This window comes from Bdellovibrio bacteriovorus, assembly GCF_001592755.1.
GTDB lineage: Bacteria > Bdellovibrionota > Bdellovibrionia > Bdellovibrionales > Bdellovibrionaceae > Bdellovibrio > Bdellovibrio bacteriovorus_E.
In genome coordinates, this window is the sequence record NZ_LUKF01000003.1 from 26,544 (window position 1) to 50,368 (window position 23,825).

Sequence of the window (23,825 nt, forward strand, 5' to 3'; positions counted from 1 at the left end):
AAAAATAGCTTCCTGCTATTTTTATCATCGACGACGCAGGATGCGTCCTCGAAGGCGCCGAAGGCGGTCCAAAGGACCGAGGGCCACGACGGCCCGAGCCCAATCCCCTCCACGATCGAAGCAAAAGATGCGACTTGTGAGCAAAGCGAACAAGAAGCCAGAAAAAAAAAGCGAGTTTCAAGCGAAGCGAGAAACAAGCCAACAAAGGGAACTACTCTCTCTTCCCCTCATCCTTAAACTTCTTAGTAAAATAAAATCCCGTGATATTCGTTAAGAGCAAAACCAAATTCAAAACCGTAAAAACCCAATTCCCCAAATTATAAGAATAAACCGCAAGTCCAAGACTAGAAAAAATCTGCCCCGCAAAAAGATAAATCGAAACTCCTTGCGAAGTCCGATCACGTATCTGCTTGCGTATCTGATTCACGATCGTAGCGATCAGAACAAGCGAGGCCACCCAACCTAAAACATCATTGAAAGACACAATCAAGTCCCACAAAAAGTTTGATAATCTTCATCATCAGCGGGACTCAAAAACTCTGCACCATCCTTAGGTTCGACGAAAGGATTTCGAACAACCTCGAGCAAACGATTCACAACGGAGTAGTCATTTTTTTCGACGGCGGCCGCCAGAGCTTTCTCGACCATATGATTACGAGGGATGACGGCTGGATTATGCTTAAGCATTAAGGCCAAGTCAGGATTTCGTGCTTGCCAAGCTTTGTGCCACTCTAAGAACTCGGCACTTTTAAAGAGCGGTTCATCCAACATCTTCCCATTGGCAAGAGCCCGGAAAGTATTCGTGTAGTCGGCCTGATTCTTCTCCATAAGTTCTAAAAGCGAATTAAAGAGAGGCATATCGTCCTCTCCTGCTTGCATGACTCCTAGTTTACCGCGCATGCCCGTCACCCAGTGACGCTGCAAATGCTCGGCGTAAGTGTCGAGGGCTTCTTCGGCTTTCGCAATCGCCTCCTCTTGAGAAGCGCTAAAGAGTGGGAGCAAGGTTTCTGCGAAGCGCGCTAAATTCCATTGCCCGATCGAGGGCTGCTGTCCATAGGAATATCTGCCTTGAACATCGATGGAACTAAAAACCGTCGAAAGTGAAAAGCGATCCATGAACGCACAAGGACCGTAGTCGATGGTCTCCCCAGAAATAGTCATATTGTCAGTGTTCATCACGCCATGAACAAAACCCACTTGCATCCACTTAACAATCAACGACGCCTGACGTTCGATGACCGCCTTTAAAAGAGCGACGTAAGGTTCAGGATGCGACACCAAATTAGGATAGTGACGACGAAGAGTGTAATCTGCGAGTTCGCGTAAGTTTTTACCTTGATCAAAACCCGCAGCATATTCGAATGTTCCAACGCGCAAGTGGCTGCTAGCAACCCGGGTTAGCACGGCCCCCGGTAGGGGTGTTTCTCTGATAACTTGTTCTCCGGTTGTTACCACCGCAAGACTTCGCGTCGTGGGAATGCCTAAGGCGAACATCGCTTCGCTGATAATATACTCGCGAAGCATCGGGCCTAAAGCGGCAAGACCATCACCACGTCGAGAAAAACGCGTTCGGCCCGCCCCTTTTAGCTGAATATCAAAACGCTCGCCTTTGGGAGTCACGTGTTCACCTAAAAGATTCGCACGCCCGTCACCCAACATATTGATGTGTCCGAACTGATGACCGGCATAGGCTTGGGCGATGGGTTCTGAACCTTTAAAAAATTTGTTACCCGCAAAAAAATTCTGCCCCTGCTTCGCCAGTTCTGAAACGTTTAAGCCAAGATCTTGAGCTAGAGCTTCGTTAAACATCACCATCACTGGAGTACGCGCGGGCGTCGGATTCACTCTTTCAAAAAAGACGTCAGACAATCGCGCATAGGTGTTATCGAAATTCCAGCCAAATTGGTTTCTATCGTCACTCATAAGAGTCGAAAGTAAGTTAAAATCGCATCCTCGTCCAGATGTAAAGCCGTCGAATGCCAGGGGCCAGGCCTGTTGTTTAACTCGTCTGAAAGTGAGAAACCCCGATCAACCCCGAACAAAATTTCATATTCATAATGCATGTAAATCTATATAAAGACTGGACTTTTTCTTCTTGGAAAGACCTTTATTTCATCTTTAAAAAAGCCGAAAAGAACAAAGATGGTCAACGTCGGTACGTTCCTAAAATACAGCTTAACACTTTGGGTAGCCCTACTACTGACAAGTTGTAGTATGAACGCCTCGCTGACTCCATTATTTAGCGAAAATGAAATCTTAAGAAAGATCACAGTTGAGTCCGGTACGGCTGTCGTCCTTGAAGAAGGCATTGGTCATCAAATCACATTAAGCATCGAAACTCCCAATGTCTCGGGCATGACTTTGAAGGCCGAAGATCTAGGTTGGACGTTGAACGATGTCGATGGGGACTTTGAGGCTTCCAATGGAACTTTGATTGTTCACCCCGGCGTTAGTTCCATTAGTTTTATCATCAAACCCACTCGTGACACGAAAATTGAAAGTGATGAGACGTTTCAACTTCGTTTCACCGGAGAGCGCTTTTCTGACCTCGACGCGAATTTCATTTCCTTCGTCGTAAAGGACAAAACAACACGCGCGAAAGTGACGGCGACGGCTGCGACTTTGGATTTCGGGGCTCAGCTTAAAGACTCCGTGATTGAAAGATCGGTGACTTTGCAAAATAGCGAAGATGCGCCGGCAGAAAATTTAAACTTAAGCTCTTTGTCCGCGCCATTTGCTTTTAAAGGGGGTTCATTTCCGGGGACTGGGGGAACTTGTACAGGAACTCTTAACGGCCACTCTTCCTGTACACTGGTCATTACGTATTCTCCGACGGAAGTGAACACTCATGCACAAACACTCTCTTGGAATTACACCAATCCCGATATCGCCGATAGCGGTTCTTTGAATATGTCAGGCATCGGGGTAGAAGTCGCAGCCGTATTGGGGGGGCGTCCTGCCAATCCGAGCAATGTTGACGATCTTGATATCACTGTTTCAGGGACAAACATCACTCACTATCGCTATAAACTCGGTGTCCAAGGCAGCACAGACTGTGCTGTTTCTTCGGGATACTCGAGTGAAATTGCGGTAGGAACGAAGATCACGGATTCTCTTCTTTCGCTGGCGAATCAAAATTTAAAGATCTGCGTGATTGGAAAAGACACTAACAACTTCTGGCAACCCTACTCGGCTTCGACAAACTACACTTGGAACTATGACACATTAAAACCTTCTGTCGTCATCAGCCAAAAGGCCGGCCAAGCAGATCCTACGAACACCTTGCCAGTGCGATTTACTTTGGTATTTAGTGAAGCCCTTGCCGAAAGTTCTTTGACTGATTCGGATGTCAGTTTTTCGGGTTCCGCTTTGGTGAACACGTACACACTGACGAAGATTGATTCCACTCATTATGAACTGACGGTTTCAGGTGTTGATAATAATGGTGTGATTCAACCGGTAATTAACGCAGATAAATTTTCAGACCTAGCCGGAAACTTAAATACAGCATCAACCAGCTCCGATAGCCAGGTGACTTACGATACCAGCGCTCCTTCTTTACCGACAAGTTTGTCTTGGTTGCAAACCTCACCAACTAAAGCCTCTCCCGTATCGGCAACATGGGTGCTTTCTGATGCAACAGATATCGCTGAACAAAAGATCCAGTTTTATAAGGACTCTTCATGCTTAACTTTAGAAGGCGCGGCAATTTCTTTAGCCGCGTCCGCTGTCAATCGCTCCTTTACGGGAGCTGACGGAGACACTTACTCGTATAATATCACTGTCATCGATACTTCCGGAAATGTGTCGGTCTCTGCTTGCTCTACGGCACTGACCATGGACCGTACTGCTCCGACTGTGGCTTCGTTCAATCCCGCAACTAGTGTTCGCTCAAGTCTTCCCGCCTCCGTCACGGTTCATTTCAGTGAAGCGATGTTACAAACTTCAATTGAGACTACTTCAAACTGGAGTATCACATGCTCGGCGGGTGCCAACGTTTCTATCGCTGGTGCTTCACTTTCGAGTGCGACTTCGGCCGTTGTGAATTTGACGGTGACGACCGCTCCGGCCAACGGCGAAGTTTGTACACTGACCGCAAAAACTTCTTTAACGGATTTAGCTGCTAATCCTTTACCGACGGCCGCCACTGTTCAATATACTTTGGATCTTCCCGGTTCGGTTCTATCCGTCACTTCGTCCCTGGCAAATGGATCTTATAAAGCAGGTCAAGTGATTCCAATTTCAGTGCAGTTTTCTGAAAACGTCACTGTGACTGGCGGAACACCTGAGCTTTTAGTAGAGACGGGCTCGACGGATCAAGCAGCAACCTATCTGAGCGGTTCTGGAACCAACACCCTGATTTTCCAATACACCGTTCAAGCCGGAGACAACTCCAGCGATCTTGATTATGAATCTATCAATGCTTTGTCTTTAGCGGGAGCCGCCATCAAGGACAGCTTCGGAAACGACATGATCTTGAGCTTGCCTGCACCTGGTTTAACAGGTTCATTAGGCGCCAATAAGGCACTTGTGATTGATACGCAGGCACCAGCGGCTTTCGCTATCAGCGGTGTTACTGGCGGCACAGACACGACTGAAGATGAATGGCTGACAAATGGTTCCACGGCAACAGCTCATTGGGAAGCGTCTGCAGGAAGTGCTGACTATGTCGTTGAAATTAGAAACAGTGATGCCTCAGCAACAGTTTGTGCGGCACAAACTGTGACGGGAACCTCTTCGACATTTACAGGTTGCACTTTAAACAACGGCACTCAGTACACAGTTCGAGTTTCTTCGCGTGATGCAGTCGGAAATACCACAACGGCGACGAACAACGATTTTATTTTCAACGTCAACACGTCGGCCGTAATTGCCACGATCACGGGCCAGCCTACTGGCAAAACAAATCAGACGGCCTTGAACATTGATGTTGCAGGCGCAGATGTTCAGACTTATCGCTACAAAGTGGGTGCCGCTGCTTCTACGAACTGTGCAGTCGCAACGGGGTATTCAGCTGACATTCCTGTCGCGACAAACATCACAGACTCGGTCAGTGGGCTAGGCAATACGGATATCAAGGTCTGTGTCCTTGGTAAAAACTCTGCGAGTGTTGAACAAGCTCTGACCTCTGCAACGAGTGTCACTTGGACTCAGGATTTGACATCCCCTACTCTGACCATCAATCAAAAATCAGGGCAAGCAGATCCAACGAATACTTTGCCTGTTGAATTCACTATTGTTGCAAGCGAAGCCATCACTAATTTTGTCGTTGCGGATATCAATCAGTCCGGCACAGCAACGGGAATTACCTGGAGTTTAACAACTTCAGACAACATCACGTGGTCTTTAAAAGCGACCGCAATCACCGGCGCGGGAACTTTAATTCCTTCTATCACGGCCAATAAGCTGACCGACGTTGCCGGCAATAACAACACGGCAAGCACGAGCACGGACAATCAAATCACCTATGAGACAACGAAGCCTTCATTGACTATCAATCAAAAAGCAGGACAAGACGATCCTACGAATACTTTGCCTGTCGAATTCACGATTGTATTTACAGAAGCTATCAATCCAAGCACTTTCGCTATAGCAGATATCACTCAAGGCGGAACAGCATCAGGTATTACTTGGAGTTTAGCTACGTCAGACAACATCACTTGGACTTTGCAGGCAACAGCGGTCACCACAGCTGGAACTTTGATTCCATCTATTACAGCAGGAAAAGTCAGTGATTCGGCTGGAAATACCAATAACGCCTCCACTTTTACGGATGCGACTGTTACTTACGATATCACGGCTCCAGTGAGCGCTTCTTCACTTACGTGGCAGCAGACGACTCCAACTAATACCACGGCTATCGTAGCGCAATGGACAAAGTCGACAAGTACGGATCTGGCTTCACAGAAGGTGCGTCTTTATACAGGAGCTACTTGCAATACTTATACGGGAACAGAAAATACCGAGGCAAGTACGGCCACAACTTCCAGTTTCACTGGCGCGAATGGTACGACTTACTCTTATCAAGTCATCTCATTAGACTCTGCTGGGAACTCCATCACGTCGGCTTGCTCCAGTGCCTTAGTGATAGACACAGCGGTTCCTACAATCACCAATGTCACGTCTAATAAAGCAAACGGCGCTTACACCGTTGGTGACGTTATTGATGTTCGTGTTACTTTCTCTGAAAACGTGAATGTCACTGGTACCCCACTGCTCGCGCTGAACACAACTCCCGCTCGCTCAGCCTCTTATGCGTCAGGTACGGGAACGAATACATTGATCTTTAACTACACAGTTCAAGCCACGGATACGGCCGCAGATCTGAACTATACTGCGACTAACTCTTTAACAATTAGTTCTGCGACAATTCGAGATGCAGCTTCTAACAATGCGACATTAACATTGCCAGCCATTGCGGCGGCGGGATCTTTAGGAACAAATAAAAACATCGTCATCGATACGACGGCTCCTAGTATCACTTCGTTCACGGTGACAAACGCGTCTCCGACGAACAGCACAAGCTTTGCTATCACATCTTCTGTCAGTGGTTCGCCAGCATCTTATTGTATTATGGAAAATAATACGGCGGTGGCTTCCTGCACATGGACAGCAGGAGCGACTTTACCTGCGACGTTTACGGTCAGCACCGTGAATGAATCAAAAACGCTTTATGCCTGGGTGAAAGATGCCGCCGGAAACGTCAGTGCAATGGCTAGCTCCGCTTCGATTGTTTTTGATAACACTCCTCCGACAGCGACTCTTTCGGGACAACCTACAGGATCCAGCGCAAAATATGCACTTAATATCGACGTCAATGGAAGCGGCGTTGTCGGATATAAATACAAAATAGGTCCTGCCGCCTCCACAGACTGTACGGTGGCTACGGGATATTCAGCTTCAGAGATCGTACACACGACAAATATCACAGACAATATTTCTGCCTATGCAAACGGAAGTGTAAAACTTTGTGTCGTCGGTAAAGATGCCGCGGGAAATTGGCAGACCTATGCGGCGGCAACGACAGCGACGTGGACGAAAAATTCTCCGGCAATTCAATTTACTACTACGACTTCAACTGTTTCTGAGTACAACGACCCCACTCACACAGTCGCCGTCAGTATTCCGGCCGCTGTCGATATCGCTGTGAGTGTGACTTACACTTACTCGAATGGTGCTGCTCCCACAGCGACAATGGGTAATGACTACACCGCTACGAACGGTACAGCCACCATTGCCGCAGGAAGTACTTCCGTGAATATCTCTATTCCAATTTTAGATAACAGCACCGAAGAAAATGCCGAAACTTTCAGAATCACCTTAAGCTCACCTGCCGGGGGTTCTTTAGGAGCTAACACAGTTCACACGGTCACAATCACGGACGACGAAGAACCACCTTTGGTAACTATCCAGGACGTCTACGTCACTGAAGGTGCGACAACCAGTTTGATTGCGACACTGTCACATCCAACGGATAAGGGGGCGGTTGCCATTAATTGGACTCGCGACACTTGTACGGGAGTGGACTGCGCGACGGCGGGTACTGATTATACAATGGCCACCACGTCAGGCACGGCTTCGATTCCTTCAGGCTCTACGACGATAACATTTGGAAGTCTGACCAGTTTAGACAATGCCGTGGATGAACTCTTTAAACGTGTTCCTATCAAAATCACCGGCATCACTGGTGGTACATCGTATATTTCAAATGCAGACATCATCATCAACGACAACGACTCACCTGCCGGAAAAGACGCTGTCGAAGTTCACGCTGCCGACAATCACACTTGTGCACGGACTAGCAGTGGAAAAGTCTATTGCTGGGGCATTAATAATTCAGGACAGCTGGGCCGAGGCAATTACATCGCCTCATCAACACCTGTGGAATTCACTCTCCCCGCGCCCGCAGTTAAAATATCTACTCGCTCATCCATCACCTGCGCCATCACAAATGCGGGAGCCCTCTACTGTGCAGGCGTGGGAGCTCATAACAACTACCCGGGGGCCGGCCTTTTGGGTAACGGAAGTCTTACAACTCGCTCAACCGCAACTTTAGTAACAGGAATGTCTTCTGGAGTCACATCTGTGAGTGTAGGTTATATGAACTCTTGTGCCGTCAAAGACGGAGGAGTTTATTGCTGGGGTGCTAAAGATTTTGGAATATTGGGTGATCCGTCGACGGCTTCGTCATCGGCAGTTCCGGTGAGTATTGCAGGTCTTACTTCCGGAGTTGGTAAAGTCATGATGGGTTGGACACATGCCTGCGCATTGAAAACTGGGACACTCTATTGCTGGGGAGTAAATACGAATGGGGAATTGGGCTTAGGCCACTTCAATCCTAGCTGGAGTATTTCTGCGGTTCCTGGCATTGGCACTGTGACAGACTTCTGGACGGGCTATTATGGTACTTGCGCTAAGAACTCATCCAATCAAGTTTATTGTTGGGGTAACAACGGCGACTACCAGATTGTCACTGGCTTAAGTGCTGATGTACCGACCCCTACTCTAATGAGCGAGTACGTCAATCTCACAGATATGACAATTGGCGTGCAAACTTGCGTGGTGATGGGTGGACAGGCGCACTGTCGCGGTCGCAACTACTTCGGTGAAGGCGGTATTAATCAACCCACGGGAACTTCTATCATTCCACTTTCGCCGGTCGTCGGTGGATCCGCGAATGTGACGGCTATCGCAGGCGGCCCGGGGGCCCACACTTGTTTCATACGATCTGGTCAAATCTATTGCACTGGTTTTTCAGGTTTCGGTCAGTTGGGAGATCAGCAAGTTCTGCAATCAAATGGTTTTTATCTGAGCCCTGATTTTGTAGGCGCCAGCGCCATTTCTATTTTCGACGAACATGCTTGCGGTGTTTATGGTGGCGGAGTCAAATGCATGGGCGATAACATCCATAACAAGGCCGGAAATATTTTAGCCGATCGTATGTATCTAGTTCCAACTTCTATCAAAACGCTGGAAAGTAATATTGGTAAAATGATGACAGCGCCTAGCGGTGGATGTGCGATTCAACTAGGAGCTCTGAAATGCTGGGGACGTTCGTATATTCGAGCTAGTACATCGACTTCGGGAAATCCGAACACTCCGGCAGGCCTGACATCAGGTGTGACTGACTTCGCCATTTCTATGGGCAATGATTTTGCCTGTGCGATTAAAGGTGGAAAACTTTTCTGTTGGGGTAATTTAGCAACTTCCGAGATTTTTGACATGGCTATGGGACTTTATACAAACCCAGTTGAGATCACATCAGCAGGAAGTGATAACAGTAAAATTGTTTTCGGTCGCTTTCACGCATGCCTAATCAAAACCGACAAATCCGTTTGGTGCTCAGGCTACAATGCTCAAGGTCAACTTGGATTGGGTGACACGACATTAAGACCAGGCTTGGTGCAAGTTCCTGCGTTTTCAAATGCAGATGAATTAGCGATGTCGAGTTACGGAACATGTGCACGCTTTGGAACGTCGACAGTGAGATGCTTCGGTCAGCAGTCAGGAAATGGCAGCACCGGAAATGCCGTAGCTGCGCCGGTAGAACATACATTTACAAATATCAATAAGTTGGTGAGCGGATATACAAATCATTGTGTCATCGCTAGTGGCGCCGTTTCCTGCTGGGGTTACAATCGCTTTGACCAGCACGGAAATAATGATTACTTGACCAATGAATATCACTTATCCCCGACCCTTCTGACAACGCTGAACGCTTATGGTACGGTCACAGATTTTGATATCAGAAATGGCTATGGATCTTGCGGTAAAGTAGGTACGAATTGGTACTGCTCTGGTGCAGATACTCAAGGTCAATTAGGTACGAACAAGAAGCCATTCCGCTTAGGGTCGGTTTCAGTGGGCCCTTTCCCGAATTAACGATTTGTCCGTGTTTGGGGTAGAAAAGACTGCGTTCCGCACTTCGTAAGGTGCTTCACTGCCACCGTGGCAGTGAACTGATACAAAAAAAGCCGCATCTTGAAAGAGCACGCGCCAGTTCGAGACTTTTTTACAAGTTTGTTAATCCACGAAATTCCATTCTTTTTCAAACACTTAGCATCCATTGACAAAGTATTATATTGCAATTATATTTAACTTATTGGTTAATTAACCGAAAGGTAAATTATGCAGGATCAACTCAGCCAAACATTCTCTGCCCTTGCGGATCCCACACGAAGAGCGATGCTCGCTCGTCTATCAAAAGGCGAAGCGAACGTGTCGGATCTCGCAGAACCTTTTTTAAAAGAGATGAGTCTGCCTGCGATCACGAAGCACTTAAAGGTTTTAGAAAAAGCAGGTCTGATCACAAAATCCAAAGAGGCTCAGTACCGCCCTTGCAAATTGAATGGCGAAGCCTTGAAGACCGCCTCCGACTGGATGGAACAATATCGGGTGTTCTGGGAAGAAAGTTTTGATCGCTTAGATGAATACTTAAAATCGGTAACGGCTAAAAAGAAATCGAAAGGAAAGAAAAATGGGCGCAAAAAATAAATCCAACGAACTTAAAATCATCCGCATCTATGACGCTCCCGTAAAATTGGTGTGGGATGCTTGGACAGATCCCAAAAAAGTCGCGAAGTGGTGGGGCCCGCGAGGTTTCACGATCACGACACACAGTAAAGATTTGAAACCCGGCGGGCACTGGGCCTACACCATGCACGGCCCCGATGGCACAAACTGGGAAAATAAAACCATCTATCACGAAGTGGAAAAGCATGCAAAGCTGGTCTACGATCATGGCGGGAATGATGATCGCCCTCCCCTCTTTCGCGTGACCGTTCTTTTTTCAGAACTCCATAATGGCAAGACGAAAATGGATATGACGATGACACTGCCTACACCAGAAGCGGCAGAGCAAACTCGCAAGTTTATTAAACAGGCGAGCGGAAATTCCACTTGGGACCGCTTGGCAGAATATCTTTCTGACGAGATCGATCACAAAGAAAAATTCGTTATCAATCGCACGTTCGAAACCGACATCAACACCATGTTTGAGATGTGGACGAATCCTCAACACTTTTCAAAATGGTTGGCGCCGACAGGATTTTCGATGGAGTACATTCGATCAGAAATCAAGCCGGGCTCTACGACTTTTAGCATGATGACCAATGGAGATATCAAGATGTACAACCACATCAAGTATCTTGAGATCGAGAAACCTCATCGCATCGTTTACACGACAGCCTTTGTGGATGAAAAGGAAAATAGATCTCACCACCCCGCTTTGCCGATATGGCCACAAATCATGCTTACGACAATTCAGTTGGCGGAAGAGGGGCCTGAGGAAACTCGTGTGACCGTGACGTGGGAACCGCAGAACGCCACTCCGGAAGAGATAGCCATCTTTGTTCAACACAAACCAAGTATGACCATGGGCTGGACAGGATCTTTTGATAAGTTAGAGGAACTTTTACAGAAATAGTAACTAAAAAGCCCGCTTTCTAGGCGGGCTTTTTCTTACCTCAGAGTTTTTGCCAATTCGACGATCTTCTTAGCAACACTGTGACCAGACTGAGGATTCTGACCGGTTACCAATCTTTCAGAAACACTGCTTTGATCCGACCAGTTCTTCGCGGGATGCATCTTCGCCCCACGACTGCGCAGCTTCGACTCAAGTAAAAACGGAACTGTTTTCGCTAGCCCCACTTCGGCTTCTTCCGCATCCGTAAAGGCACTGACATCTTTTCCCTCCACGAGGTACTTCCCATTCGCCAACTTGACATCCACTAAGGCTGCAGGCCCATGGCAGACCGCTGCGACAATCCCGCCGTTGTCATAAACTCCCGCTGCCACCTTATTGACCGCCTCGTTTCCAGGGAAGTCCCACATCGCACCATGGCCCCCGGCAAAGTGAACGATTTGATAGTCCTTAGGAATTACGTTAGCTAAAGCCAGTGTATTCTGTGTTTGAGCCATCAGCTTTTTGTTTTCAACGAAACGTTTGTTATCCGCATCTTTGAGGTCACGGCTTGATTCATCCATAGGTGCGATACCACCTCGAGGACTTGCGAAATCGACTTTATAGCCCGCTGCCACCAAGGGATAATAAATATGTGTTACCTCCGATAGAAACCATCCGGTTTGTTGTTTCGTGTCACCTTTTTGATCATGGTTCGTAATAACGATAAGAGCCTTTTTCATAACGGCTTCTCCTTTTGTGGCAGCCCCTGTTGTCTGAAAATTAAAAATGAATGCAAGTAAAGCGATATAGCGCATAAAGCCTCCGATACACAAATCATGCCCCTAAACCTTTTATAAATCCAATTCATAGCTTTCATATTAGCTATCTGATACATTCATATTAGGGAGTTTTATGAAACCAAACCTAGACACCAATTTGTTCTTTATTGCCGAAAGCCTTTACCGAACGCTCAATGTTTCACAAACAGCTAAAGAACTTCATATGAGTCAGTCTGCCGTCAGTCACGCGCTTGCAAGACTTCGCGCCCATTTTGATGACGCTTTGTTCGTCAGAGTCTCTAAAGGCATGGCAGCAACCGACACAGCAAAAAAACTAAGGCCGTCCGTTGAGGAATTCGTAAAACAAGCTCGGGATCTTTCGCAAAAATTAGAACGCTTTGATCCTGTCAAAGCGAAAGGACGCATCACCATCGCCACAACGGACCTCGTAGAGGTGATGATCATGCCTGCTTTGTTGAAACGCTTGAAAAAAGAAGCTCCCCTGCTGCAAATCTCCATCAGGCCCACCGGCGGAGAACTCCCCGTCAAAGATTTGGAAAGAGGGACTTACGACTTTGCCATTGCTGGATTTTACAAAGATCTACCCGAAGGATTTTATCAGAAAAAACTTTGGGAAGGCGGATTTTCAACAGCCTTCAGAAAAGGCCACGGATTTATTCGCGGAGAGCTTTCGCCGTCTCAGTTTTATCAATGCGATCATGCTTTGATCACTCTTCAGGGAGATTTTAAAGACGGATTGAAAAGAAAAGTCGGCACTAAAATTCAAGAACGACACATAGTCCTGGGTTCGTACAGTTTTACCGGACTCGCATGGACGCTAGCAAACACAGACATAGTGCTCACAGGTCCGACGGCGCTACTAGAAAAGTACAAAGAATACTTTCCGATCCACATTCAAAAACCACCTGTGGAGATGCCTAAAATCACGCTTCAAATGATCTGGCATGGTATCACGCACAAGGATCCTCTGAAGCAATGGTTTAGAGACGTACTGACAAGTGAGTTTCAAAAGCTTAAATAATTTTATTGAGGACGCGGGCAAAGACCGTCTTTTTGACAATGAATCACTTGATCACGCAACTGAGACATCTCGTCCAAAGTGTGCTCAAGCTCGTAATCAAAACCGACAGCTTTACCACCTTTTTGAGAGACAGAAATAAATTGAGTCACGTATTGGAATTGTTCGTAATCGTATTTTTCTCCACTCGACGTATTCACGAAGTCGATTTTTTGCCCCGAGCCTAACACCGTCAAGAATCGTTTTCTTTGTTGCTTGGCTTTTTTAAGACCGTTTTTGAGATCCGTGTAGCATTTCACTTCACCGACCATCGCCACTTTCTGCGTGTTCTTATCCATCAAAACCATATCAAGCTCGCCCACCGTGCGGCCTTTGACGTTGTAAGCAACTCCGACAATCACTTCGTATTGAGGCGCAGGATAAAGCTCTGAAAATTCGATTTGCGCCACTTCTTCACACACAGCACCGGGATCACGATAATGGCGCGCATGAGATTTGATCTTTTCAAAGCTTTCTGCCAAATCTGCAAACGCCGATGATGAAGCTATAAGAAGAAAAACAAATACCGCGAAGTTACGCATAGAACCCCCAATAGGTAGAGGGACTTTACCCGCAAACCCGTGAGAGCTCTAGCTAGGGTTTTTATCTTAGAAAAAGGTGACCCAGCGTAAAATCTTTCGACACTGTCCAGAACTTCAAATTCAACCAATGCGCTTATAAGAAAAACCCGAGGACTCAAAGAATCCTCGGGCCGTCCAAAACGTTCCCTGAAACGATTATATAAATTATCGAACAACTTCTTGAGCCAACTGACCCATGCGGCCGAGTTGATAATCGGTGATAGCTTGCATGATCTCGGCTTTCGAGTTCATCACAAAAGGTCCGTAACCTACCACGGGTTCATGAATGGCTTCACCACCCATGAAAAGAACCTTCGCATCACTTTCCACGGCTAAAGAAAAAACATCTCCAACCGGATCAAGAGCGGCTAGCGAGGCTTCTTGTAAAACCTCACCTGTTCCTAAACGCACTTTCCCGCTAAGGACAAAGACCGAAGCCGTGTGTCCTGCAGGCACTTTGAATTCTGTCGTATGACCCGCTTTCAATCTAAGATCCCAAAGATTGATTGACGTGAAAGTCATAGCCGGGCCTTTATGCCCGTCAAAATTTCCAGCGATAATTCGGGCAACCCCGGCCCCATCCGCCAACTCCACCGAAGGAATGTTTTTTGAGATGATTCCTTGATAACGAGGAGAAGACATTTTGTAGGCGCGAGGCAAGTTCACCCAAAGCTGAACCATCTCAAATCGTCCGCCCTGTTTCGCAAAGTCGGGACCATGAAACTCTTCATGTACCAAGCCTGAAGCCGCCGTCATCCACTGTACGTCGCCGGGACCGATAATGCCCCCACCACCAGCAGAGTCGCGATGTTCTACCTGACCTTCGTAAACTATGGTGACTGTTTCAAAGCCACGATGAGGGTGTTCGCCCACGCCACGACGTTCTTTTTGAGTCGCCGCTGGAAAAACCGCCGGGCCCGCATAGTCCATCAAAAGAAATGGTGACATTTCCTTTGCGCGGTCATTGTAGGAGAAGATAGAACGAACCGGAAATCCATCACCAACCCAATGACGCTGTTCTGTGGTCTGAGAGAAGAGAAGTTTTTTCATAAGGACATCCTTTCGTTAAGGTACAATATAGCACTCCTAACTGAATGTGGGTTCGGGACACAATAAGGACAGATTGTTGCGAATATAGAACAATCATTTTTGAAGAACCAGGGCCTTTCTGACCTCAAATTCGGGTTCGCTTTTTTGTATCTTTCGGCACGGTTATTGGATATATCCGCTTGGCTGACCGAATGCCGCCCTTTTGGGGTCGAAATGGCCCTTCGGTCGCCAGGGGGAAATCATGAAACTTCAGTCATTTGCAGCTAGATCGTCGTTAATTTCGCTTCTTCTTTCATTGGGGATTGCGGGTTGTACGGCATCCAAAACGGCTCCGGGAGAAATTTCAAATAACGGCTTTTTAGATGGTCTTTACTCGACTCGTCCTCAAGTGGAAGAGCCGTTTATCGCGATTCTAAAACTTCAAAACCCTGCTCTTCTGGAATCCGCTCAACGTAAGGACGGAAAACTGCAAATTGACAAAAGACTTTTGGCGGCTATCGAGGCCGAACAAAAAGCCACGATTGAAGAGCTTGCCGCGATTTCTCCAGACATTCGAGTTCTTATTCGCTATCGTCTTGTTCTAAACGGCATTGCGATCTGGGCTCCTGCTAAAGCCTTTGATGCGATCAAGGGCTTGCCTAATGTGGTGATGACTGAAAAATCAGGTCATTTCTCTCGTCCTATTATTCAAGCCACAGAAACGGCGGGCCGGTTGGGGGCTAACACTTCAGTTAAATTCATTGGCAGCGAAGCCGCTCACGCTTTGAACATTCGCGGTCAAGGGATGAAAGTGGGAATCATCGATACCGGCATCGACTACACTCACGCCATGTTCCTAGGTAAAGGAACCGAAGAAGCGTACAAAGCGAACAATCCTTCTGTAGCCAATGCAGGATTTCCAAATAAAAAAGTCGTCGGTGGAATTGACCTTGTAGGAACTGAATACAACTCGGGCTCTCCTAATTATGAAAAACGCATTCCTCGCCCTGACGTCAATCCGTTGGATGAAGGTGGACATGGTACCCACGTTGCTGGAACTGTTGCGGGTATCGGTGACAATGTAAACACCTACAGCGGTGTTGCGCCTGATGCAGATCTTTATGCAATCAAAGTTTTCGGAGCGAAAGGTTCGACAAGTGACGAAGTCGTTATTGCAGCTTTAGAATACTCTGTTGATCCAAACGGAGACTTGAACTTCGATGACCAATTAGATGTTGTGAATCTTTCCTTAGGAAGCGGTTACGGCAATCCGCACATCATGTATAATCACGCGATCAAAAATACTGTTCTGGGCGGCACTGTCGTTGTCGCAGCGGCGGGTAATAACGGAGACAAGAGCTACATCGTAGGGGCTCCTGGTGTGTCCGATGATGCGATCTCTGTCGCTTCCGTGATTGATGATTCAAATCAAAACGTTCAATTTCCCGCAGCGGCGTTCGTGACTTCCAGCGGAGTTCTCAAAGAAGAATTCTTGGAAGGCGCGATCACAAAACCTTTGGCCGATGTGACGGAGCTTAAGGGCGAGTTGATCTTCCTGGGCGTTGCCGACAAAGACTTCGACGAAGCGACAAAAGCGCAAATCAAAGGCAAAGTGGCGTTCATCGATCGTGGCGTTGTCGCGTTTGCGGATAAAATAAAAAGAGCTCACGAGGCTGGTGCTATTGCGGTGATCGTTGCGAACAACGCTGACGGCGAAATGATCGTCATGGGCGGTGAAGGTTCTTATGACATTCCCGGAATCATGATCACGAAGAAAAGTGCAACTGCTGTTAAAACGGAAATGGCAAAAGGTGCCGTGATCGTCGATTTGAAATCGGGTGCCATTATTGAAAAGCCGTGGTTAGCGGATACGGCCTCCCCGTTTTCTTCTCGCGGACCGCGCTCTGAAGACGGCATGATTAAGCCCGAGATCTCATCACCAGGTTCGAATATCATCTCTGCGGATATGGGTTTGGGAGCTAAAGGTGTCGCTAACTCTGGCACATCCATGGCGGCTCCTCATGTGGCTGGCGTGATGGCCCTTCTAAAACAAAAGTTCAACACTTTGACCCCAGCAGAACTAAAATCCGTTCTTTTAGGTCATGGTAAAGTGATTTCTGATGCGAATAAAAAAATCTATACGATCAGTCGCCAAGGCGCAGGCCGCGTGCAAGTTGCCGAATCATTGAAAGCCCAAGTAGTTTCAATTCCAGCGACAGTGTCATTGGGTATCACCGACGTAGAAAAACAGAAAACTTTAAGCCGTCAAATCACTTTGAAAAACATCAGTGACTCGGCTTTAACTTTGACTCCGGAATGGTCAGGCTCTGCTGCTTTAAAAGTGACGGTTTCTTCTGTGACTTTGGCTGCCGGCGAATCTAAAACTATCACGGTGACAGCAAAGATCATCGGCTCTTTGATGCAAAATCAAACCGATGAGTTAGATGGTTTCCTGAAGTTTAAAACTTCGGAGGCGGTGGCATTAAAACTTCCGACGTTGGCAGTAGTCCGTCAAATTTCTCAGGTGAGCGCAAAATCTTTGACGGTCCATGCAACGTCAGCGGCAGATGCTGCTGGCAGCGTAGCGACTCTTGAAATTCAAAACAAAGGTGTGAACACGGGTTACGCTTATCTATTTAACTTGCTGGGTTCTGATTCCCGCAAGAAAGACCCAAAACCAGATTTAGCACACAACCGCAACTGCGACATGCAGTCTGCTGGATACCGTATTATCGAAAAAGACCGTGTCAAAAAACTGCAAGTGGCCATCAAGCTTTTTGAAGGCATGACGACGTGGAATACTTGCGAAGTGAATGTGCAACTCGACGCTGACGGAGACGGTGTTACGGATCAGGAACTTGCAGGCCTACCGGCTGAAGACGTTCCGGGTTTGACTGGCGAACAGTTTGCAACTTTGCTTCTTGATGGTGCGAAAGCCCGCGAACTTCGTAAAAAGTTTGAAACCGACTTTGCCGCAAATCCAGAAAAAGCGAAAGAAGACTACTCTGCTGCGGTTTTAGATCAGCAAGCTATGTATGTTTTCGATAATTCGACATTAGCAATTATCGAAGCCGATATTTCGGCGCTAGCTTTAGCCGAAACTGGAGAGCTCAATATCAAAGTCTCTACCACTCACCAAGACAACGGTGTCATTGAGTACGACGACTATTTGGAAAATCAAGATACGAAATGGCAGAAAGTCTCTGTCAATTCTTTGGCTCAGGCGTATGCCGAATTGCCAGAAGAAATAGAACTTGCTGGCGGCACAAGCCAAAGCCTTTCTTTAGTTAAAGGTTATGGCGCGGAAAGCATGGTTCTTTACGCTCCACAGAACAGAGCGGTTCGTGACACTGTTCTTGAAGACTCTCAGTCTCAGGTGGTGCCTGTGACTTACAATTCCGAAGATTAATTCTTAAGAAACTCCGTGGGTGAAAATTTCATTCCACTCACGGAGGGTTCTGACGTAAATCACTTTTCCTTTTAAATTCTCTCGAGCGAAGATCCTTAAAAGTTCAGGACGCATCTTGGTGTGCACCTGCCACAAGGTTTTATAGAGCTTCTTTGTATGCGCCCAAGTAGCTTCGTTACAGCCTTCTGGCAATTCTTCACGGCAAGACCACAGATTTTGAATTTGCCTTTTCGTGCACCACCAATAGTGACGCCACAAAGGAAAGTCGATAAAGATCACGCGATCTGAGGCTCGAAAACGCGTTTCGATAATATCCAATGGTCCATAACCGTCGATAATCCAAGATTCCTTATTTTGAACATCTGTCAGTAAAGAAATGGATTCTTTGTGAGGGCGTATATTCATACCCGCTACAAATTGAATGCTATCGACATGAGTCAACGGCAACTTGTGGATTTCCGCAAGGCGACGACTGAGCGCGGTTTTACCCCCACCCGCATTTCCGACGACAGAAATTTTTTGGATAATAGGTGTATTCACGAAAAAAGAATGTCATCAAACGACTTGCGCTTCAACACATATTCCCTAGGAAGGGCTCTAGCCATTGCCTAAAAGATTTTTTAAAGCTTCACGGTCTTCAGGATCTGGCACCAGCCACTCCGGCGGAAGATGTTCAACTGCATACTTCCAAGAAGCCAGGACCATGGGTTTTGCCAGTGGCTTTCCATGCAAGTCCTTAAGAAGGTTCAAATGGCGAAGCAGAATAGTGCGCGTGGGCTTATAAAACCCCTCGGCGTCTTTACCGGCATTGGTCACCACGTCGTCGGACTCTTCGACTTTTTGAATCAAACCTTGGAAAAACTTATCAAGACTCATGCTTTCATTGGATCAAAAATTTAAGAATTCTCCAAGCATTAACTCTGGCTTGTATTTTAACGAGGGTCTTCCCGCGCGGAAATGGGGCACATAGAATACGACAAAACCAGGAGGAATTTATGGATAGAAAAGCCACGGCCGTATGGAAAGGCAATATTCAAAATGGAAAAGGTGAATTGACGACAGAAAGCGGTGCTTTAAGAAATACACCCTACACTTTCAACACTCGTTTCGGTTCCGAGTTGGGAACAAATCCTGAAGAATTGATTGGCGCAGCCCATGCCGGTTGCTTCACAATGGCATTAAGCGGGGCTTTGATGAAAAAGGGTTTCACCGCGGATCGCCTAGAAACTTCTGCTGTGGTGTCTGTTCAAAAAGAAGGCGAAGGTTTCACTATCACCTCTTCAAAGTTGAAACTTATCGCCGAAGTTCCAGACATTGATTCAAAAACGTTTCAAACAATTGCTGAAGAAGCCAAAACGGGCTGTCCTGTTTCGAAACTTCTAAAAGCGAACATCACTTTGGATGTAGAGTTCCGCTCATCACAAAGAAGTGCTAGCGCGACGACGTGATTTTTTTGTTAAAGCGCAGAATCTTCCGTTGCTTTCGGGGAAAGTCTTAATCGATAATAATTCCTAAAAGAAGGAATTCATCATGAGACTTTCCCTAGGAATTTTAGGCTGTTTATTTCTTAGCTCTTGTGCCATGACGGGTAAAACCATCAAAGACGTTCCGGCGATCAAATCCGAGAACATTCAAGTGTCCCCGATGAGCGGACTTGCAAAAAGAACTGTTTCGTTGAGCGTGATTGATGCCCGCGCTGAAGAAATGAAAACTCAATCCACAGAATTACGTGCTGAAGTCGCTCGCGCCGTGACAGAGGCTTTAGCTCGAGAAAATATTAAAGTTCAAACATCGGGCGCTAATTCTTTGGTACTGACAATCCAAGATTACTCTACCGGTCAATTTAAAGAAGGCTGTGTGAAAATCGTCAGTCATTTGACGATTCCGCAAAAGGCAAAACTCAACGCCGAAGCAGCCAGTTGCTTTGAGATGAAACATCCCTTTGGATTTAAGTTAAGTGCCGATGTCACGAAGGCTTACGAAGAAGCATTGAGCCTGACCTTTAAGAACTTAGATCAGGCTTTAGGAAAACTGAACTTATAATTCGATTTTATTAGCGGTAGGCTTTACCGCGACCGTTATTCCAAACACGGACACTGCTTGGAGCATTCACGCTTTGTGCAGCGGTTGAAGAGAACGTCAGTGTTCGTGTGTTGACATCGCTATCCCCTGTTACGCCTGTCAGATATCTTTGAGAAATATCATTCCACACGCAACCTGCGATCTGTGATCCTGCTTCAGGAAGAATCACGATATTCACATCTCCCGGATTTACAACGGAGCTCGGCACTTGAATTGCGGCCCCACCGTTACCGCCATTATAACCATTCACGTCGGTGTTCACATTTGCTCCATCGCTGACATCGGAAAGACCACCGGATCCACCGCCACCACCAAAGTAGCCGCCACCACCGCCGCCGCCGTAAGAAAGAGAGCATGTTCCAGCTCCACCACCGAAACCGGCACCAAAACCACCGCGACCGAATTTTGCCTGGCCGGGATCGTTCCCTAACGCTGATCCGATCAAACAGCTGCTTCCACCTTGACCTCCAGAAGCATTTATTTGCGCAGAACCATTTGAAGGGATGTAGTCGTGAACCGTCGCCCCAACGGCAAGTGCGGTTGCGGCTCCACCACCGACGCCACCACCTGAAGCTCCGGCACTTCCTGCGACAGCCGCAGCAAGGGGTCCTTCGCCGGCCCCACCTTGCCCTTGAGCACCGTCATTGTTGTCGGTTCCTCCACGACCGCCTCCGCCACCGCCTCCGAAGATAAAACCTTCGTTGATGATCGTGACATTAGCGTGAAGCGCGTAAACTTGGAAAGCTGTGCCTCCGTCTTGTCCTTGACGTAAATTACCTGGGGTCGCGGCAGATGGAGCACCTCCAGAACCACTGGCTCCAATAATACTTCCTTCATTTATAAGGCGAACCCGCGCGGTTGTTGACAGTGCACCTGAGGATGTACCAGTCATCATCGCAGCTATTGCCGGATTATTGCTGTAAACTTTAACCCCTGGATTTACACGCACAACGAAAGTTCGATTCGAGTTGGCGATCGCCGTGCTGTATTCGGTAACAGCCCTATCCCAAATATCATAGTTCGTGGTATCCGCTGCAATAGGCGCCAAAACCACAGCATCTGTCAATGATACGTTGATTGTCGCAACGGCAGATTCATCCGTACCACCGGCATCATCTTTTACTTTCACCGTCACAACGGCAGATGAATCCACACCAGGAGTCGCTGTCAATACAATATTCACACTGCCATCGCCGACTCGTGTCGCTGAACAGTTGACGTTAAGTCTTGTCGGATTTGAATTTGTACAAATAAGCGAGGCCGTTTGCGCGCTCTCATTTGCCGGCCCCACCGAGAGAGTTAATGGGACGTTTTCGACTTTATTGCCGGAAGGATCTAATAAAATTTCCCATGTTGTGGGAACACTTGTGATCGTCGGAGCATCATTCACCGGATTCACAATGATCTCGATTTCTTGATCCACGATGGAATTTCCAGCACCGTTGCCATCGTTAAAGCGAATTTTTGCAAAGCAAGATCCAAAATAATGAGCGCGAGGCTTAATACTCACCGCACCCGTTGTGGTGTTGATCAGAATATCTGATGCCGGAGTTGCAACGACACTGGTGTCATTACATGCTGTACCCGAAAGACCTGTGTAAACTAAAGAGTATAGGCCTTGTCCTTCATCCAAAGAACTTACGTCGGCATTTGAAAGCACTTCAACAACACTGCTCGCAAAACTCGGATCATCTTCGGTCAGAACATCAGGCGTCGCAATCGACAATGTGGGCGCTGCGTTCGCAACAGTGATTGCCAAGGACTGCATATGTGAAGCCGCATTCGGATCGGTAGCGCGTATTTCTAACTGACATCCTCCGACGTTGCTATTATCGGGCGTTCCCGAGATAGTGACTGTTCGACCATCCGCGGACGGAGTTTCAGTCAACCAAACACAATCGTCAGAGCCATCACGAATGACTGTGAGATTTTCTGGATCGGGATCTGTGATCGCAACCGTGCAGGAATACGCAACGTCTTCCGTCGCGGATGCAGAACAGGGTGTAAGGTTTGTCGCGACCACCGGAGCATCCTGAACATTTGTTACGGTCAATGCAACTTCCGTATATCCCGTTGAAGGAAAGCCATCCGTTAACGCGATACGAATATAACAGACACCTTGATAATCCGGCGCCGGTCTAAAAGAGACCTCGCCTGTCGAAGCGTCAATAGTCAGATTCGAAGCCGCTGGAGCCGCCGCATGATCCACGCAATGATCGCCAGAAGCCGTCGGCGTTACTAAACTGTAAGTGCTTCCACTTTCTTCAATCGAAGAGACATTTGCTCCTGGAATAATCACGGCAAAAGCGGCATCTTCTAAAAGACTGTAAGGTCCGCCCGTCACATTAATAATAGGGGGAGAGTTCGTGATTGAAATGTTCCATGAAAAACGAGTGCTCTGCCCCGCCACATTGTCTTCAGCATAAACGTCAACCTGACAGCTCGTTCCCACTTCAGCGGCACCTGGAATTCCACTGACTTCACCAGTATTGGCATCGATTGACAACCAGCCTCCGCAGGTCGTCGTGCCATCGAGATGATAAGTTAAAGTCAAAGGACTTGGAAGATCCACGTCGGTCGCGGCAATAGTACAGGAGTAATTGTAGTTTTCGCCAATCGTTGTCGGGCAAGCCAAAGTTTGAATAACGGGAACATCATTCACCGGTGTCACATCTAAGGTCACTGTGGCTACCGCTGATTCATTGCCGGCACGATCGACGATTTTATAAGTGAAACCGTCATCCGCTTCATTATTTAAATTTGGAGAATAGTGACAATTCAGTACGTTTGAATTTGCCACACAGCCCGTCAAAGTTCCGCGCGTGGGACTGGATACAAAGACAATGCGGTACTGGTCGTTTTCGGTAGGAGCATTCAAAGTAAAGCTTTGTGGTGTATCTTCAGTCACTACTACTGTTTGATCGGCACCAACAACAGGAACTTGGTTGTCGAGAAGAAAACTTCCGACTTCAACGATATCTTGGGATGCGCGAATCACGGCGGTCAAACGAACGCTATACACTGTCGGCGTCAGCGTCGAAATATTCCAATCATACTCTCCGTCGTTTTCAAGTCGCGATTCAACAACGGTCCATGTCGAACCACCGTCGGAGGACATTTCTAATGTTAAGTAGTCAGGTTCCATGGTGCCGTGGGCTGTTGCCCAACGAATGGGAACTGTGTCGGAAGGTTTATACGCAGGTTGCAGTGATCCCGTCGCTCTCAACTGAGAACTAAAAGCTTCTAGACTGGCGTTCATACAACTCGCCAGAAACAGAGGGACTGTTAGTAGCAAAACAAGACGTTCCAGATGCATATATATACGTATCGGATTCTACTGAAAATTCTCCATTGTTTCTGATTAAAAAATCGGTATTATTGTTCCATGATGAGACATTGGCACATTTTCTGGACCGTCTTCATTTTCATTCTGACAGCTGTGCAATCTAGCTCTGGACTAACA

14 protein-coding genes are annotated in these 23,825 nt (G+C 47.2%); 7 read left to right on the forward strand and 7 right to left on the reverse strand.

Translation table 11 applies throughout. From position 1 onward, the window contains the following. Positions 1 to 486: 486 nt before the first annotated feature. Positions 487 to 1,923 (reverse strand): protein adenylyltransferase SelO, encoded by a 1,437-nt coding sequence (locus AZI85_RS03990; protein WP_063242874.1) that lies wholly within the window; start codon positions 1,921 to 1,923, stop codon positions 487 to 489. A 291-nt stretch (positions 1,924 to 2,214) separates the two neighbouring features. Between AZI85_RS03990 and AZI85_RS03995 the strand changes: the two genes are divergently transcribed. The 3 genes from AZI85_RS03995 (at position 2,215) to AZI85_RS04005 (ending at position 11,425) form a co-directional block, all read left to right on the forward strand. After that, the gene (locus tag AZI85_RS03995) at positions 2,215 to 9,882 is read left to right on the forward strand and encodes a Calx-beta domain-containing protein (protein WP_253720830.1); all 7,668 of its coding nucleotides are present in this window, start codon (positions 2,215 to 2,217) and stop codon (positions 9,880 to 9,882) included. 246 nt (positions 9,883 to 10,128) lie between these two features. Beyond that, on the forward strand, positions 10,129 to 10,494 hold the full coding sequence (locus tag AZI85_RS04000; protein WP_063209465.1) for an ArsR/SmtB family transcription factor: 366 nt from the start codon (positions 10,129 to 10,131) through the stop codon (positions 10,492 to 10,494). Then, the gene (locus AZI85_RS04005; protein WP_063242876.1) at positions 10,478 to 11,425 is read left to right on the forward strand and encodes an SRPBCC family protein; all 948 of its coding nucleotides are present in this window, start codon (positions 10,478 to 10,480) and stop codon (positions 11,423 to 11,425) included. The genes AZI85_RS04000 and AZI85_RS04005 overlap by 17 nt, the downstream gene beginning before the upstream one ends. 35 nt (positions 11,426 to 11,460) lie before the next feature. On the opposite strand, the gene AZI85_RS04010 is transcribed toward AZI85_RS04005, so the two are convergent. Beyond that, on the reverse strand, positions 11,461 to 12,144 hold the full coding sequence (locus AZI85_RS04010; protein ID WP_063243067.1) for a type 1 glutamine amidotransferase domain-containing protein: 684 nt from the start codon (positions 12,142 to 12,144) through the stop codon (positions 11,461 to 11,463). A 172-nt stretch (positions 12,145 to 12,316) separates the two neighbouring features. Between AZI85_RS04010 and AZI85_RS04015 the strand changes: the two genes are divergently transcribed. Then, positions 12,317 to 13,225, forward strand: coding sequence for a LysR family transcriptional regulator (locus AZI85_RS04015; protein ID WP_063242877.1), 909 nt, complete (start codon positions 12,317 to 12,319; stop codon positions 13,223 to 13,225). Positions 13,226 to 13,227: 2 nt separating this feature from the next. Here AZI85_RS04015 and AZI85_RS04020 read toward each other — a convergent pair whose 3' ends face one another. Continuing rightward, a complete protein-coding gene (locus tag AZI85_RS04020) occupies positions 13,228 to 13,803 on the reverse strand; it encodes a hypothetical protein (RefSeq protein WP_063242878.1) in 576 nt (191 codons plus the stop codon). A gap of 204 nt (positions 13,804 to 14,007) precedes the next feature. Beyond that, positions 14,008 to 14,892 (reverse strand): pirin family protein, encoded by an 885-nt coding sequence (locus AZI85_RS04025; RefSeq protein ID WP_063242879.1) that lies wholly within the window; start codon positions 14,890 to 14,892, stop codon positions 14,008 to 14,010. 241 nt (positions 14,893 to 15,133) lie between these two features. Here AZI85_RS04025 and AZI85_RS04030 point away from each other — a divergent pair, with 241 nt between their 5' ends. Next, positions 15,134 to 18,280, forward strand: a complete 3,147-nt coding sequence (locus AZI85_RS04030) for a S8 family serine peptidase (protein ID WP_063242880.1) — start codon at positions 15,134 to 15,136, stop codon at positions 18,278 to 18,280. Between the two features lie 3 nt (positions 18,281 to 18,283). Here the strand turns inward: AZI85_RS04030 and AZI85_RS04035 are convergent, their stop codons facing one another. Both AZI85_RS04035 and AZI85_RS04040 read right to left on the reverse strand, forming a co-directional pair. Next, positions 18,284 to 18,820 (reverse strand): hypothetical protein, encoded by a 537-nt coding sequence (locus AZI85_RS04035; RefSeq protein ID WP_063242881.1) that lies wholly within the window; start codon positions 18,818 to 18,820, stop codon positions 18,284 to 18,286. Positions 18,821 to 18,877: 57 nt separating this feature from the next. Continuing rightward, a complete protein-coding gene (locus AZI85_RS04040) occupies positions 18,878 to 19,156 on the reverse strand; it encodes a hypothetical protein (protein WP_063242882.1) in 279 nt (92 codons plus the stop codon). Between the two features lie 119 nt (positions 19,157 to 19,275). On the opposite strand from AZI85_RS04040, the gene AZI85_RS04045 reads away from it, so the two are divergent. Both AZI85_RS04045 and AZI85_RS04050 read left to right on the forward strand, forming a co-directional pair. Continuing rightward, positions 19,276 to 19,728, forward strand: a complete 453-nt coding sequence (locus AZI85_RS04045; RefSeq protein WP_063242883.1) for an OsmC family protein — start codon at positions 19,276 to 19,278, stop codon at positions 19,726 to 19,728. Positions 19,729 to 19,810: 82 nt separating this feature from the next. Then, positions 19,811 to 20,323: a hypothetical protein gene (locus AZI85_RS04050; RefSeq protein ID WP_063242884.1), complete on the forward strand. Its 513-nt coding sequence runs from the start codon at positions 19,811 to 19,813 to the stop codon at positions 20,321 to 20,323. A gap of 10 nt (positions 20,324 to 20,333) precedes the next feature. Here AZI85_RS04050 and AZI85_RS17925 read toward each other — a convergent pair whose 3' ends face one another. Beyond that, positions 20,334 to 23,621 (reverse strand): Ig-like domain-containing protein, encoded by a 3,288-nt coding sequence (locus AZI85_RS17925; RefSeq protein ID WP_063242885.1) that lies wholly within the window; start codon positions 23,619 to 23,621, stop codon positions 20,334 to 20,336. Positions 23,622 to 23,825 lie beyond the last annotated feature (204 nt).

Coding starts and splice junctions, on each gene's coding strand:
- AZI85_RS04050 (WP_063242884.1), top strand. CDS start 19,811: ATGAGACTTTCCCTAGGAATTTTAGGCTGTTTATTTCTTAGCTCTTGT.
- AZI85_RS04005 (WP_063242876.1), top strand. CDS start 10,478: ATGGGCGCAAAAAATAAATCCAACGAACTTAAAATCATCCGCATCTAT.
- AZI85_RS04015 (WP_063242877.1), top strand. CDS start 12,317: ATGAAACCAAACCTAGACACCAATTTGTTCTTTATTGCCGAAAGCCTT.
- AZI85_RS04020 (WP_063242878.1), bottom strand. CDS start 13,803: ATGCGTAACTTCGCGGTATTTGTTTTTCTTCTTATAGCTTCATCATCG.
- AZI85_RS17925 (WP_063242885.1), bottom strand. CDS start 23,621: ATGAACGCCAGTCTAGAAGCTTTTAGTTCTCAGTTGAGAGCGACGGGA.
- AZI85_RS04030 (WP_063242880.1), top strand. CDS start 15,134: ATGAAACTTCAGTCATTTGCAGCTAGATCGTCGTTAATTTCGCTTCTT.
- AZI85_RS04010 (WP_063243067.1), bottom strand. CDS start 12,144: ATGAAAAAGGCTCTTATCGTTATTACGAACCATGATCAAAAAGGTGAC.
- AZI85_RS04040 (WP_063242882.1), bottom strand. CDS start 19,156: ATGAGTCTTGATAAGTTTTTCCAAGGTTTGATTCAAAAAGTCGAAGAG.
- AZI85_RS04000 (WP_063209465.1), top strand. CDS start 10,129: ATGCAGGATCAACTCAGCCAAACATTCTCTGCCCTTGCGGATCCCACA.
- AZI85_RS04045 (WP_063242883.1), top strand. CDS start 19,276: ATGGATAGAAAAGCCACGGCCGTATGGAAAGGCAATATTCAAAATGGA.
- AZI85_RS04025 (WP_063242879.1), bottom strand. CDS start 14,892: ATGAAAAAACTTCTCTTCTCTCAGACCACAGAACAGCGTCATTGGGTT.
- AZI85_RS03990 (WP_063242874.1), bottom strand. CDS start 1,923: ATGAGTGACGATAGAAACCAATTTGGCTGGAATTTCGATAACACCTAT.
- AZI85_RS03995 (WP_253720830.1), top strand. CDS start 2,215: ATGAACGCCTCGCTGACTCCATTATTTAGCGAAAATGAAATCTTAAGA.